The organism is Pseudoalteromonas aurantia 208, assembly GCF_014858725.1.
GTDB classification, from domain to species: Bacteria; Pseudomonadota; Gammaproteobacteria; order Enterobacterales; family Alteromonadaceae; genus Pseudoalteromonas; species Pseudoalteromonas aurantia.
On sequence record NZ_AQGV01000012.1, the window covers coordinates 1,587,301 to 1,601,684 of the forward strand.

Annotated in this window: 12 protein-coding genes; 7 read left to right on the top strand and 5 right to left on the bottom strand. The window is 42.0% G+C overall.

Annotation, left to right across the window (positions count from 1 at the left end; genetic code table 11):
* The first annotated feature begins 24 nt into the window (after positions 1-24).
* The 3 genes from purB (at position 25) to PAUR_RS10680 (ending at position 3,212) form a co-directional block, all read left to right on the top strand.
* Positions 25-1,395 carry an adenylosuccinate lyase gene (purB, locus tag PAUR_RS10670; RefSeq protein WP_192507740.1) on the top strand — a complete coding sequence of 457 codons (1,371 nt, stop codon included), beginning with the start codon at positions 25-27 and terminating at the stop codon, positions 1,393-1,395.
* Between the two features lie 63 nt (positions 1,396-1,458).
* Positions 1,459-2,613 (top strand): ribosomal protein uL16 3-hydroxylase, encoded by a 1,155-nt coding sequence (locus PAUR_RS10675; RefSeq protein WP_192507741.1) that lies wholly within the window; start codon positions 1,459-1,461, stop codon positions 2,611-2,613.
* 140 nt (positions 2,614-2,753) lie between these two features.
* Positions 2,754-3,212 carry a GNAT family N-acetyltransferase gene (locus tag PAUR_RS10680; RefSeq protein ID WP_192507742.1) on the top strand — a complete coding sequence of 153 codons (459 nt, stop codon included), beginning with the start codon at positions 2,754-2,756 and terminating at the stop codon, positions 3,210-3,212.
* Here the strand turns inward: PAUR_RS10680 and PAUR_RS10685 are convergent.
* The 4 genes from PAUR_RS10685 to PAUR_RS10700 all read right to left on the bottom strand — a co-directional run bounded on the left by PAUR_RS10685 (position 3,196) and on the right by PAUR_RS10700 (position 7,440).
* The gene (locus PAUR_RS10685; RefSeq protein WP_192507743.1) at positions 3,196-3,633 is read right to left on the bottom strand and encodes a DUF4826 family protein; all 438 of its coding nucleotides are present in this window, start codon (positions 3,631-3,633) and stop codon (positions 3,196-3,198) included. The genes PAUR_RS10680 and PAUR_RS10685 overlap by 17 nt on opposite strands.
* A gap of 673 nt (positions 3,634-4,306) precedes the next feature.
* Positions 4,307-5,536, bottom strand: coding sequence for a lipoprotein-releasing ABC transporter permease subunit (locus tag PAUR_RS10690; protein ID WP_192507744.1), 1,230 nt, complete (start codon positions 5,534-5,536; stop codon positions 4,307-4,309).
* Positions 5,529-6,236 carry a lipoprotein-releasing ABC transporter ATP-binding protein LolD gene (gene lolD / locus PAUR_RS10695; RefSeq protein ID WP_192507745.1) on the bottom strand — a complete coding sequence of 236 codons (708 nt, stop codon included), beginning with the start codon at positions 6,234-6,236 and terminating at the stop codon, positions 5,529-5,531. Before lolD ends, PAUR_RS10690 begins: the two co-directional genes overlap by 8 nt.
* Complete coding sequence (locus PAUR_RS10700; protein WP_192507746.1) at positions 6,229-7,440, bottom strand: lipoprotein-releasing ABC transporter permease subunit; 1,212 nt, start codon at positions 7,438-7,440, stop codon at positions 6,229-6,231. The genes lolD and PAUR_RS10700 overlap by 8 nt, the downstream gene beginning before the upstream one ends.
* 157 nt (positions 7,441-7,597) lie before the next feature.
* On the opposite strand from PAUR_RS10700, the gene PAUR_RS10705 reads away from it, so the two are divergent.
* A complete protein-coding gene (locus PAUR_RS10705) occupies positions 7,598-9,289 on the top strand; it encodes a SulP family inorganic anion transporter (RefSeq protein ID WP_192508557.1) in 1,692 nt (563 codons plus the stop codon).
* Here PAUR_RS10705 and PAUR_RS10710 read toward each other — a convergent pair.
* Positions 9,213-10,112: a LysR family transcriptional regulator gene (locus PAUR_RS10710; RefSeq protein ID WP_192507747.1), complete on the bottom strand. Its 900-nt coding sequence runs from the start codon at positions 10,110-10,112 to the stop codon at positions 9,213-9,215. The genes PAUR_RS10705 and PAUR_RS10710 overlap by 77 nt on opposite strands.
* Positions 10,113-10,209: 97 nt before the next feature.
* Here PAUR_RS10710 and PAUR_RS10715 point away from each other — a divergent pair, with 97 nt between their 5' ends.
* The 3 genes from PAUR_RS10715 (at position 10,210) to PAUR_RS10725 (ending at position 14,349) form a co-directional block, all read left to right on the top strand.
* Positions 10,210-11,331, top strand: a complete 1,122-nt coding sequence (locus tag PAUR_RS10715) for an S-(hydroxymethyl)glutathione dehydrogenase/class III alcohol dehydrogenase (protein ID WP_192507748.1) — start codon at positions 10,210-10,212, stop codon at positions 11,329-11,331.
* 13 nt (positions 11,332-11,344) lie between these two features.
* Complete coding sequence (gene fghA / locus PAUR_RS10720) at positions 11,345-12,184, top strand: S-formylglutathione hydrolase (RefSeq protein WP_192507749.1); 840 nt, start codon at positions 11,345-11,347, stop codon at positions 12,182-12,184.
* A gap of 194 nt (positions 12,185-12,378) precedes the next feature.
* Complete coding sequence (locus tag PAUR_RS10725) at positions 12,379-14,349, top strand: BCCT family transporter (protein WP_192507750.1); 1,971 nt, start codon at positions 12,379-12,381, stop codon at positions 14,347-14,349.
* Positions 14,350-14,384 lie beyond the last annotated feature (35 nt).

A 14,384-nucleotide genomic window follows, 5' to 3' on the forward strand; every position in this document is an offset into this window, starting at 1 on the left:
AAACCAATTAGTTTAGGAGAAATTATGGAGCTTTCAGCGTTAACCGCTATCTCTCCAGTAGATGGTCGCTACGGCAGTAAAACTGCTGAGCTTAGAAGCATCTTCAGTGAGTTTGGCTTAATTAAATACCGTGTAACGGTTGAAGTACGCTGGTTGCAAGCTTTAGCGAAAGCTGAAGGCATTGCAGAAGTGCCTGCATTTAGTGATGAAGCAAATGCGCTTCTAGACAGCATAGTGACCAATTTTAGTGAAGCCGATGCTGCACGCGTAAAAGAAATTGAAAGCACAACGAACCACGATGTTAAAGCCGTTGAGTATTTACTAAAAGAAAAAGTTGCTGATAACGCTGAGTTACACGCTGTAAACGAATTCATTCATTTCGCTTGTACCTCTGAAGATATCAACAATCTATCTCACGGCCTAATGCTAACAGAAGCGCGTGATGAAGTATTGCTACCTTATTGCGACAAATTGCTTGCTGCAATCAAAGAAAAAGCGATTGAATACCGCTCAATCCCAATGATGACTCGTACGCACGGCCAACCTGCGTCTCCATCAACTATGGGTAAAGAGTTTGCAAACGTGTATGTACGCTTACAACGTCAGCGTAATCAAATTGCGGCAGTTTCTATTCTTGGTAAAGCCAATGGCGCTGTAGGTAACTACAACGCACACCTAAGTGCATACCCTGACTATAACTGGCATCAACATGCAGAACAGTTTGTGACAAGCCTCGGTTTGACCTGGAATGCATTCACAACTCAAATTGAACCGCATGACTATATTGCCGAGCTTTTTGATGCAGTAGCCCGCTTTAACACGATTTTACTCGATTTTGATCGTGATGCATGGGGTTACATAGCACTAAATCACTTTAAGCAGAAAACCATTGCTGGTGAAATTGGTTCATCAACTATGCCGCATAAAGTAAACCCAATTGACTTCGAAAACTCAGAAGGTAACTTAGGACTAGCCAATGCGATTTTCTCGCACCTAGCACAAAAATTACCTGTGTCTCGCTGGCAACGTGACTTAACGGATTCTACCGTGTTACGTAACCTAGGTGTCGGTATGGGTTATACGCTCATTGCATACCAAGCCACCCTTAAAGGTGTGAGCAAGCTTGAAGTAAACGCTGATCGTTTACTCGAAGAGCTAGACCAAAACTGGGAGCTACTTGCAGAGCCAATTCAAACTGTGATGCGTAAATACGGTATTGAAAAGCCATATGAAAAGCTAAAAGAACTGACCCGTGGTAAGCGTGTTAATCAAGAGATCATGGCTGAGTTTATAGACGGTTTGGAACTGCCTGATCACGCTAAAGCTGAAATGAAATTAATGACACCAGCAAACTACATTGGTCGTGCTGAAGCATTTATCGACGAACTAGTATAATTCGCTCGTAAGTTAAATTTTAAAGCGAAAGAGCTCCTCTTTCGCTTTTTTTATGGAATAACCATGTACGAATTGACAATAAACCAATTAAGCCAAGCTGAGTTTCTCTCACAATATTGGCAAAAACGTCCTTTACTGATCAAAGGTGGCTTTACTGAATTTGAAGACCCTATCGAGCCTGAAGAGCTTGCGGGGCTTGCGATGGAAGAAAGTATAGAGTCACGTTTAATCACTAATCATAATAACGATTGGCAATCGTTCCATGGGCCATTCGAAGATTTTGCTAAACTTACAGACCAGCATAGCACGTTACTTGTTCAAGCCGTTGATCATTGGCACCCAGTTGCTGCGCAACTACTTGAACCGTTTCGCTTTATACCTAACTGGCGCATAGATGATTTAATGGTCAGCTACTCTACACCTCACGGTGGTGTGGGACCACACTTAGATCAATATGACGTGTTTATAATTCAAGGACAAGGGAAACGCCACTGGCGTGTAGGTTTACCTGATGCAAACCTAAAGCAATTTGCACAAAACAAAAGCCTACTTCAAGTTGAGCAGTTTAATGCCACTATTGATGCTGTGTTAGAGCCTGGCGATATTTTATATATACCACCAGGATGCCCCCATGAAGGCTATGCGGTAGAAAATGCACTTAACTACTCTGTTGGTTTTAGAGCACCGGACCAGAAAGATTTTTTATCCGGCTTTGCCGACCACCTCATTGACTCTGAAACTGGAAATACGCGGTATTCCGATCCTATGTTGTCTCTTCGTGATTCAAAGGGTGAATTGAGTTCACAAGAAGTAGCCGGTATTCAGGCACTTATGCAAGATGCCCTGAACGACCCTGACCAGCTAAAGCATTGGCTTGGTGCTATGCTCAGCCAACCTAAGCATGATATGGACTTGGCACCACTTGAAACACCCCTACAACATACAGAGCTGGAAAGTTACATTACACCGAATGACATAATAGAACGTGCTGGTGGCGTCAGAGCAATTTATCAAAAACTAGCTCACTCTATCGTTTTAAGTGTTAACGGAGAAACCTTTAACCTAGCACTAAAGCACTTAGAAGCAATTAAGTTACTGACTGATTTTCCTTGCTTTTCAGCTTCTATGTTGGAAGAATCATTAAATTGCATTGAATTTGCACAAATGTTAACTAAACTAATAAATGAGGGAACGTATTTCTTACAAGAAGATGACTGATCTCGTATTACCTTACTGTATACGGATCACAGGTTTCCCCTGCTTTTTTAAGTTTAACTTATTCATCATTATGAATAAGTGTGGCTGTTTGCACTTAGTTAGCAGGTTAAAGCCATGGTTTTGTGCTTTGCGGAGGAATCATGAATTACCACGTCGACAGAGTCAATTGGCAACAAACTCAAAAACAGTTAAAGCAAATAAGAGAGCGTGTCTTTGTCTATGAATTCCATATGCCTATGGAAGTAGAATTTGATGGATTAGACTCACATTCAGAACATGTAATAATCAGCGATGAAAAACATGAACCTGTTGGCACTGGTCGATTGTGTCCTGACGGACTGATCAGCCGTATTGCAGTAATACAGGCCCATCGAAATCGCTCTGCGTACAGCTCTCTCCTTAACTTCCTTGTGTACATCGCAAAAGAGAGAGGCTTAAATGATATCTTTGTGAATTGTATACTGCAAGAAGTGCCCAACTTCATTGAAAGTGGGTTTTTAAAGCAAGGTTGTGTTTTTATGGAAGCAGGGATCCCAAGACAAAAGCTCAAGTGCCCTATTTCTTCATTTAAAACGGACCCTTTTACGATGCTTCATTAGCCCATAATTGGTCATTATCGGCCACATCATATAAGCCATGGGCACGGCTAATTAGCAAGTTTGCAAACTCAACTTGAGATGGATCGTGCCCAGCATTCGCCATTATTGAATCCGCTTTTATTTGCCATTGGTATGAAAAGTGTTTCATCACCGCACGTGCCGACGTCGCAGCTGTTACTTCAACATGATCTGTAGGTAACCTGCCCGTGATCACCCAATATGTTTTACCATTTTGTGCTTTCATTTTCCATACGGCACACAGTGGTGCTAAAAAACGACTGTCTTTGTCTATGACAGCATTGGGAATAATACCTTTTTCGGCTAGATGTTTTTGGGCATTTTGAAAACACTCTCTTTGCCATTGAATTTCTCTTTGTTGTTTTTGTTCTTTTGTTAGCTCAGGTTGCTGCTGTTCACTCATATTATTACTTCTTAATACTAATTTAATGACATTAATGTAAGGGTTTGCCTAGCTACTTGCAACCAAAATGGTGCCATATATTTATCAGAGTTTCACTTTTGACAATATTTATACGCCACAAAACCTAGTTTTCAGTAAATAACCTGAACCAAAACGAGGCTAAAATCATAATAAGTACGTTATATTCAGCATATAGCAGCATTTTATTGGTTCTTATGCTAACTCACATTAATGCGTTAAATTAAATACACAATCGCCAGCATCATAGTATCGGACATTTATGTCATCAAAACGGATAGCAGCTTTTGGTTTATAACCATACAAATAGCTCAAAGTGGCCTCGCTTTCAAAGCACTGTTCAGTAGCGTTACCATCTACTAGCTTGTCGGTATATGAGTAAACTTATCAGCACGTAATCCAAACCTTAACAAGCCTACCTGTATCGCTAACCGCTTGAACACAGAATATAGCAAACTCAAAATTCCCATTCATTCGTTCGTTAGCAATACCGTCAGAAATAAGCATCTTCTGCTTGTTTTTAATTCTATTGTCGCGCCAATAAAAACGTAATATATACCCGAGGCAGCATGCCAGAAAACCGCCTCCAAAGGCAGTGTTTATACGAGCTCGTAGCAGCTGAGTTATAAGTAAACTACTCAGCCTAATCCACGCTTTAGCCGTTGCCTAATACAGAGGCTGGTGCTGTTTTAGTTGCTTGCCAAGCGGGATAAACACTCGCCAGTAATGCCAAAATAAAAGTTACTCCTAACGTGACTAAAATATCAGACCAAATCAATTTAGACGGTAAAAATTCAACAAAATAGACCCCTGCCAACGGGTTATTATCAGTTTGAGTGAATATGGCATTGAATAAGTCAGGCAGATTAATCGCCAGTAATACCCCTATGATAGTACCAAACAGGGCACCAATTACTGCATAGCCAACTCCTTGTAAGGCAAATGTTGCAAATATCGTTCGATCTTTGGCGCCCATCGTTTTAAGTATCGCTATACTTGCTTGTTTTTCTTTCACTTCCATCACCATTGAGGAAACAATATTAAAACTCGCAACTGCAATAATCAAAAATACCACCAAAAAAACGATGGTGCGTACCATTTGAATATCTTGATATAAGCTCCCTTGGGTTCTAAACCAGCTATTCACATACACTAAATCAGGCAAACTACTACCAGCCGCCATGGCTATTTGATGTGCATTGAACACGTCTTGTACTTTCGCCCTTAGCCCTGTAGTTTGGGTCGGTTCCAAACCCAATGCGCTCTGTAAATCAGCCAAATTGACCAATGCAATAGATTCATCGATTGGACCACCCATTTTAACCAAGCCAATAAGCGTGACACCAATACGCTTTGGTGCTGAAAGTGGCTGCTCTGCCTGTTTATTGGCGACCAGTAACGTTACTTTATCGCCAAGTGTCAAATTCAAGCTCGCAGCAATACGACTACCTAAAATCAGCGTGCCCGCAGCTAATTCATCTAAGTTACGTCCCTCAATATAACGCGATACTGAGGAAACCTTTGCATGAATATTCGGCTCCACACCTTTGACTTTTGCGGCTTTAAGTTGCCCTTTAAATTGCACCATAGCCGTTAAGTTGATTTCAGGCGCCGCAGCCGAAATAGCCTGATGCTGATTTAATAACTCGACTTTAGCTTGCCAATCGTTAATGGGATCATAGGGTGCTTCGTAACTAACATGGGGCACAACAGACAATAATCGTTCTTCTAGTTGTTGTTCAAAGCCGTTGATAACCGACAATGCAATGATCAGTACCGCAACCCCCAGCATCACACCTAACGTTGATGCTTTACTTAACAAACTAACAAACCCAGTTTTTCGCTTAGATTGACGAAACCGCTTACTTAAATAAAGACTAAGCATGCTTAACTCCGGGTTTAACCGCAGCCTCTGACAGTACTCCATCATCCAGTTGTACACTTCGGCCTAACTTTGCCGCTAATTCCAAATCATGTGTCACCACCACAAAACTGGTTTGTAATTCACGATTCAATTGTGATAAAAGCTCGTATATTTTCATCGCGTTATGCTTGTCTAAATTGCCAGTGGGCTCATCCGCTAATACTAAAGCCGGTTTAGTCACTAAAGCACGTGCAATCGCAACCCGTTGGCGCTCACCACCAGAGAGTTCCGATGGTTTATGATCCGCCCTGTGCGCTAGTCCTACCTTATCTAGCATCTCATTTGCGCTGAGTTGTGCTTGTTGCTTTTTTATCCCTTGGATCAGAAGCGGCATCGCCACATTTTCTAACGCAGTAAATTCCATCAGTAAATGATGAAACTGATAAATAAAACCTAAATATTGATTTCTAAATTCAGCTTGATTGTTGCGAGATAAAGCAGCTACTTCTTGACCCTTAATTCTCACGTTGCCACTTGATGCTTTATCTAAAGTACCCAAAATATGTAAAAGTGTACTTTTACCAGATCCAGAGCTGCCCACAATTGCCAACATTTCACCTTGTGTCACTGATAAGTTAACGCCTTTTAAAACCTCAACTTGATTTTTCCCATCTTGATACGACTTACCCAACTGCTTACATTCAATTACCAAATTACTCATATCTCAAAACCTCAGCGGGTAATACGTTAGCTGCTTTTTTAGCAGGATATAGCGTTGCAATAAAGCTCATTGCAATGCTGGCGGTCGCCATTGAAATCAGTCCTATTGGCGAAAATAATACCGGAAGCTTAGCGCCACCTAATAAAGACAAGCCTAAAATATCCAACACTTCGTTGATATTACTTGCAACTATCAGTCCCAAGATCAAACCAATTACAGTCCCTACTAAACCATTATAAAGGCCTTGTACCATAAAGACTCTCCCAATCATGTTGGGTGTAAATCCAAGCGTTTGCAATATTGCAACTTCTCCTTGTTTCTCTCGAACCATCATAGATAGCGCTGATAATATATTAAATACTGCGACAATGACGATTAAGCCCAATAACATTGACATGACGCGTTTTTCCATCGCAACAGCTGCAAACAAAGCCCCTTGCTGAGTCTGCCAATCATCCTTTTCATACCGGCTCAATAAGTCCGTAACTGAAGCATAAAAAGGTACTAATGCAAATGCATCTTTTAACGTGATGCTTATATCCAGGTCACTGTTATCGGCTCGCCTCATCAATCGCCTCAAGCTTTTGCCATCTGAAAATGCCAAATGCATATCAGCTTCACTTTTTGAGTTATATAAAGCGGCTACTGTAAATAAACGCTGCATCGGCACTCGACCTAATGGCGTATAACTGGTTACTTCGGGTAAAATGACCCGAACCTTGTCGCCGACACCAATGCCAAGCTTATTCGCTAAATATCGACTCAGCACCAATTGATACTTTTTTTTATCGAGTGTTTGTAATTTACCCAATTCAATATGCTTACTTACTGCATTATTATATCCGCTAAATAGTCCCTGTAATCTAACTCCCATTAATTCTTGGTTGGTTTGTAAAATCACATCTGACGTAATATAGGGTTGCGCACGCTCTACCATTGCATGTGTGTTTAATCGCGATAAGACTTGTTCTATTTGTGCGTTCTCAGCATTATCCGCTTTTAATTGCACATGAGGAATGAGATCTAACATTGCACTTTTTAACGACTGCTCAAAACCATTCATAACTGAGCTAACCGTGATCAGAGACATTAAACCTAACGCAATTCCTGCGATAGAAAAAAAAGAAATGAAAGAAATGAAAGCGTTTCCCTTCGCTGCTTTGGCATATCTTAACCCAACAAATAGGCTAACTGGTTGAAACATGGTTGATTATGTCTACATTCAAGGCTAATAGTAAGCGATACTACCACAAAGCAATATGGCTTGGGTACGCGGCAAATTGTAAAAAAATATTGAAGTTCTGATAGTTAAAGGGGCAATTTAGTGTAAAATGCGTGAAATCTCGCGGTATGGAAGTCCAATGTTGTCTTTATCTCGATTTAAGCACATGAATTTAAAGGGAGATTTATTCGGTGGTGTAACCACTGCGATAATTTCTCTACCTCTGGCCCTAGCATTTGGTGTTGCCTCAGGTGCTGGCGCTGAAGCCGGTATGTGGGGAGCGATCCTCGTAGGCCTATTCGCTGCCTTATTTGGCGGCTCCACTTCTTTGATCTCAGAGCCAACAGGTCCGATGACGGTTATTATGACCGCGGTGCTCACAACCATGATGGCTACCTATCCTGAAAATGGCTTAGCAATGGGTTTCACTGTGGTCATGATGGCTGGCGCATTTCAAATACTGCTCGGTACGCTCAAACTTGGTAAGTATGTAACATTAATGCCCTATAGTGTTATTTCAGGATTCATGTCAGGTATTGGCGTAATACTTATCATCTTACAACTAGCGCCATTATTAGGCCATAAAGCGCCTATGGGCGGTGTGATTGGCACCCTTGAAGCACTTCCAAGTTTACTGTTAGATTTACATTTTTCTGAATTGTTTCTCGGTATCCTAACCTTAGGGATTCTGTTTTACTTACCGCAGAAATACCGTCAGTATGTACCTGCTCAACTGGTAGCCCTCGTTGCTATTACTTTAGTCTCGATTATCTTATTTGATACTGAAAGTATCCGTAGAATTGGCGAAATCCCCAGTGGACTACCCTCTATCGTTTGGCCAACTTTTACCGCCGACTTGTTTACTGAGATGGTGATTGATGCGTTGGTCTTAGGTACATTGGGGTGCATTGATACCCTATTAACCGCCGTTATTGGCGATAGCTTAACGCGTACCGAACACGACTCAGATAAAGAACTTCGCGGTCAAGGTATTGCAAATATGATATCCGGTTTGTGTGGTGCACTTCCAGGCGCAGGCGCAACCATGGGCACCGTCGTTAATGTACAAGTTGGCGCACGTTCTCCACTGGCTGGGATTTTTCGTGCGTTAATTTTAATGGCTGTTGTCTTTGTTGCTGGTAGTTTAACCGAACCCATTCCGATGGCCGTACTCGCAGGTATTGCCGTGTACGTTGGTTTCAATATCTTAGATTGGAGCTTTATCCAACGTGCCCACAAACTTAGTCTAATGCAAATGGCTATTATGTACGGTGTCATGCTATTAACCGTTTTCGTTGACTTAATTGTCGCAGTTGGTCTCGGTGTGTTTATATCAAACATTCTGGTGATCGAGCGCTTAAGTCAAGTACAAGCCGAGCAAGTGAAAGCCATTAGTGATACCGACGACGATGTGCCAATGACTGAATTAGAGCGCAATTTATTTGAACAAGCCAAAGGACAATTGCTCTATTTTTATCTCTCTGGCCCCATGATTTTTAGTGTCTCTAAAGCGATTGCACGCCAACATCGTGATATCAACAAATACCAGGCTATGGTACTTGATTTAAGTGATGTTGCGATGCTTGATGTCACCGTAAGCTTAGCACTTGAGAATGCAATTAAGGATGCACTCGATGCCAATTGTAAAGTCTTTATTTTCTCACCAAACAAAGAGACTTGCGATCGCCTTCATCGATTTAACATTCGTGAAAAACTCGGTAGCGATGCTTTTTGTGATAGCCGTGAAGATGCGCTCAATCAAGCCCTCTCTGCGATGGAGTTTGCGGGTCAAAATGTGCAGCCAAATAATCCAGCAGCAAGCGTAAGCTAGTCGGCATATATTGTCTGGGCGGATAAACCGCCCAGATCCCTTCACGCTTTGGTTTAAAGCTTGGTAATATCTCTATCAGCTGCTTGTTTTCTAATGCTTTTTCGACATAGTAATGTGGCAGCTGGACTAACCCTAAATCTTTACACGCAGCATCGAGCAAAGCCCAACCACTATTACAGCTCAACGGTCCGCTGACTTTAATATTTCGCTCTTTATTCTTATCGAAAAAACGCCAATAACTGCTATTTCCCACTAAACAAGCATGTTCCGCCAATTCATTCAAGCTATGCGGTTGCCCATGATGATTCAAATACTCAGATGACGCACAAACTAACGTATTTCGCCACGAAAGCCGCCTTGCTTTCAAGCTTGAGTCTTTCAAATGACCCAAACGAATTGCAATATCAAAGCCCATAGCCACTAAGTCTAGTTGCTCATTTGACAGTAACATTTCCACTTTTACCTTAGGGTAACTTGTCATAAAGTCATGAACAATCGGCATTATATAGTGTTCACCATACATTACAGGCGCGGTCAGTTTAAGTGTGCCTGTTGGTTGCTGGTCTCTTTGGCGCAGTGCCAATGTGGCATCATCATATGCATGCTGTAAATGTCTCGCATGCGTTAGAAACACTTCACCCTCTTGCGTTAATGCCAATTTTCGAGTTGTTCTTGTCAGTAGCTGATGATCTAATTGCTGCTCTAGCTCTTTTACCCGTCGACTCACTTGTGCAACCGAAGTATCTAGGATCTTGGCCGCCTGTGTAAATGAACCACTTGTTGCAACCGCAACGAATTCATCAATACCAATCCATCTATCCATTATTACAAATCTGTAAAAGTATTTTTTATAATTAAAGATTATCAAAAATAATAAAGTAATTATACTGTTTACAAAATCAATGTAGATGGAAGTAATTATGTCTGAGTTTATAAAATCTAAAGCCGCTATTGCCTGGGGTCCGGGTCAACCACTAAGTATCGAAGAAGTGGATGTTATGATGCCTAAAAAAGGGGAAGTATTGGTTAAAATTATGGCTACGGGTGTATGTCATACTGACGCATTCACCTTATCAGGTGAAGATCCTGAAGGCATATTCCCAGCCATTCTAGGGCATGAAGGTGCGGGCATTGTCGAAGCCGTTGGTGAAGGTGTAACCAGTGTTGCGATTGGCGATCATGTTATCCCTCTATACACGCCAGAATGTGGTGAATGTAAGTTCTGTACCTCTGGTAAAACTAACTTATGCCAGCAAATCCGTGAAACGCAAGGTAAGGGCCTAATGCCTGATGGAACAACCCGCTTTTTTAAAGATGGCGAACCAATTTACCATTATATGGGCACATCCACCTTCTCTGAATTTACGGTATTGCCTGAAATTTCATTAGCAAAAGTAAACCCAGAAGCGCCATTAGAAGAAATCTGCTTGCTTGGATGTGGTGTAACCACAGGTATGGGTGCGGTCATGAACACCGCCAAAGTACAAAATGGCGACACCGTTGCTATTTTTGGCTTAGGTGGCATTGGCTTATCAGCCATCATTGGCGCAACAATGGCTGGGGCTAAACGTATCATTGGTGTTGATATCAATGAAGATAAATTTGAGCTGGCAACCAAACTTGGCGCAACCGATCTTATCAATCCTAAAAACTACGATAAACCAATTCAAGATGTAATCGTAGAAATGACAGATGGTGGCGTTGATTTCTCGTTTGAATGTATTGGTAATGTAGATGTGATGCGCTCAGCACTAGAGTGTTGCCATAAAGGTTGGGGCGAATCTGTTGTTATTGGTGTTGCAGGAGCTGGCAAAGAAATTTCTACTCGCCCATTTCAACTTGTTACTGGCCGAGTATGGCGCGGCAGCGCATTCGGCGGCGTTAAAGGCCGTTCAGAGTTACCTGAAATAGTCGAACGCTACATGGCCGGTGAATTTAAACTGAATGATTTTATCACTCACACCATGAAACTTGAAGGGATCAACGATGCATTTGATTTAATGCATGAAGGCAAAAGCATTCGTTCAGTCATACATTTTTAAAAAGGGATAAGTTATGGAACTAGTCGCCAGCAATAAAGTCGTTGGCGGCTGGCATAAGCGATATCGCCACGCCAGCCAAACAACGCAATGTGATATGACCTTTGCCATATTTTTGCCAGAAACTGCGAACTCAGGTAAACAGGTTCCCGTTTTATATTGGTTATCGGGGTTAACCTGCACCGATGAAAACTTTATGCAAAAAGCCGGTGCATTTAAAATCGCCAATGAACTAGGTATCGCTATTGTCGCGCCAGATACCAGCCCTCGAGGCGAAAATGTGCCAGATGACGAACATACGGCCTACGATTTTGGGTTAGGTGCGGGATTTTATCTGAATGCCACACAACCTCCTTATCATACCCATTACCAAATGTATGATTATGTGGTTAAAGAACTCCCTAACCTCATTGAAAATCATTTCCCAGTGAGTAAAGCGCGCGCAATTAGCGGTCATTCAATGGGCGGCCATGGAGCATTAACATTAGGGCTTAGGAACGCAACGCGTTACAGCAGTATTTCAGCTTTTAGTCCGATAGTTCACCCTTCAGCGTGCCCTTGGGGTATCAAAGCGCTGTCCGGTTATTTGGGAGATGATAAAACTCACTGGCAAAACCACGATGCGGTTTTACTCATAAAGAATAAGCAATATGCGCGCCCTCTCCCCATGTTAGTCAGTCAGGGGACCGCCGATAACTTTTTAGAGGAACAATTGCAGCCTTGGCATTTGCAAAAAGTGGCCACAGAGCAAAATTATCCCCTGCAACTAGAAATGTGTGACGGGTATGACCATAGTTATTTCTTTATTGCCAGTTATATTGAAAAACACCTAAAATTTCACGCTAAACACTTTTAATAAAAACCAAGAGTAAGAGCATTTATTAGCAATGCTCTTATTTTTAGAATTTATCATTACGTCACGCCTGCCCTCTTGATATTTTTTATTAATATCTGTGCTATTATATAAGTCCTTTTACCTTAAAGCTTTTTGCTTCTTTAGACTCTACAAACTCGCAACAGAGTCTGTCAGTAATACACATGGGGAACACTATGTCCGAACATAGCGTCAAAGCAAAGTTGAATCCACCGGTTTTCTACTGCGCGTCTGGTTTGATCATTTTCTTGGTCATTTTTACGGCATTTATGCCAAAAACCGCAGATACCTTATTTCAATCTTTACAGGCCAGTATTGTCCATACAGCCAGCTGGTTTTACGTTCTTACTGTCGCCATTATTCTTATTACAGTGGCGTACTTGGGATTATCTAGGTTTGGCAACATCAAACTTGGGCCCGATCACTCAACCCCTGATTACAGTCATACAACCTGGTTTGCCATGCTATTTTCAGCCGGTATGGGGATTGGTCTGATGTTCTTCGGCGTTGCTGAACCTGTTATGCACTTCCTCTCTCCTCCAGTGGCGGAGTCTGGCAGTGTAGAAGCGGCGAGAGAAGCAATGAAAATAACCTTCTTTCACTGGGGTCTGCACGCATGGGCAATTTACGCCATTGTGGCACTGATCCTCGCGTTCTTTAGCTACCGGCATGGCTTACCACTGACGCTTCGTTCGGCACTTTATCCTTTGATCGGCGATAAGATCTATGGCCCAATTGGTCATGCGGTCGATATTTTTGCTGTAATTGGCACTGTATTTGGGGTTGCAACTTCTCTGGGTTACGGTGTTCTACAAGTCAATTCCGGTCTAAATTACTTATTTGATGTGCCTGTGGGCTTGACAACTCAGGTTGTCTTAATTGCCGTAGTGACTGGTTTAGCCATTTTGTCAGTTACCACGGGTCTAGATAAAGGGATCCGTCGTTTATCAGAACTCAATATGGGTTTAGCTGTGCTCATGCTGCTATTTGTGCTCATACTAGGCCCTACTATTTATTTACTACAGGCATTTGTCCAAAATGTAGGCGCCTATACAGCTGATATAGTGCGTAACACCTTTAATTTGTTCGCTTATGAAAAAACTGAGTGGCTAGGTGGCTGGACAATCTTATATTGGGGTTGGTGGATGTCTTGGGCACCTTTTGTGGGACTTTTTATTGCCCGGGTGTCTCGCGGTCGAACTATCCGTGAATTTGCCATGGGTGTGCTCTTCATTCCAACAGGCTTCACGCTCATGTGGATGACCTTTTTTGGTAACTCAGCCATTGATTTAATAATAAATAAAGGCGTGGCAAGTTTAGGCGATGCCGTTTCAAAAGACGTAGCCGTCTCTATTTTTGTATTTCTTGAACAATTTCCCATGTCAGGAGTCCTTTCATTTGTCGCAACGTTAATGGTGATTATATTCTTCGTAACGTCATCTGATTCTGGTTCAATGGTTGTAGATATGCTGTGCTCAAACGGCAACGACAATACGCCAATTTGGCAGAGAATTTATTGGGCAGGTGGTGAAGGCGTTGTTGCTGCAGTACTGTTAATTGCCGGCGGTCTTGGTGCATTGCAAACAATGACAATCGCCAGTGCTCTGCCCTTCGCTGTCATTCTACTTATTGCCACATGGGGCTTAATTAAAGCACTCAGAGTTGATGTCGCTAAACGTGAAAGTTTACAGCTTAACATTGCTCAGCTAACACCTGCTAACGGTAACACCGCAACCAGCTGGCAAGAGCGATTAGGTAACATCGTAGATTTTCCAAGTAAGCCCAACGTTAACAAGTTTATCAATAATGCTGCTTTGGCCGCCGTTAACTCCGTGGCAAGTGAGTTAAAACAACATAATATTGAAACGCAAATAGAACAAGATGAGAAGCTTGGCCGAATTAGCTTATTAGTACTACTTGGCGAGGAGCTTGATTTCAAATATGAAGTGCGTAGAAGATCGTCAGATAAACCAAGCTACGTTGAAGAAGATGATGATGATAGCGAAGATAAATATTATCGTGCTGAAGTACATTTACGTGAAGGTGGGCAAGACTACGATATTATGGGTTGGTCAAAAGAGGCCGTTATTAACGACATTTTAGATCAGTACCATAAACATATGCATTTTTTACATACCGTACGTTAACGCACATTAAGCTTAATAAGCAAAAAGGCGCTCAT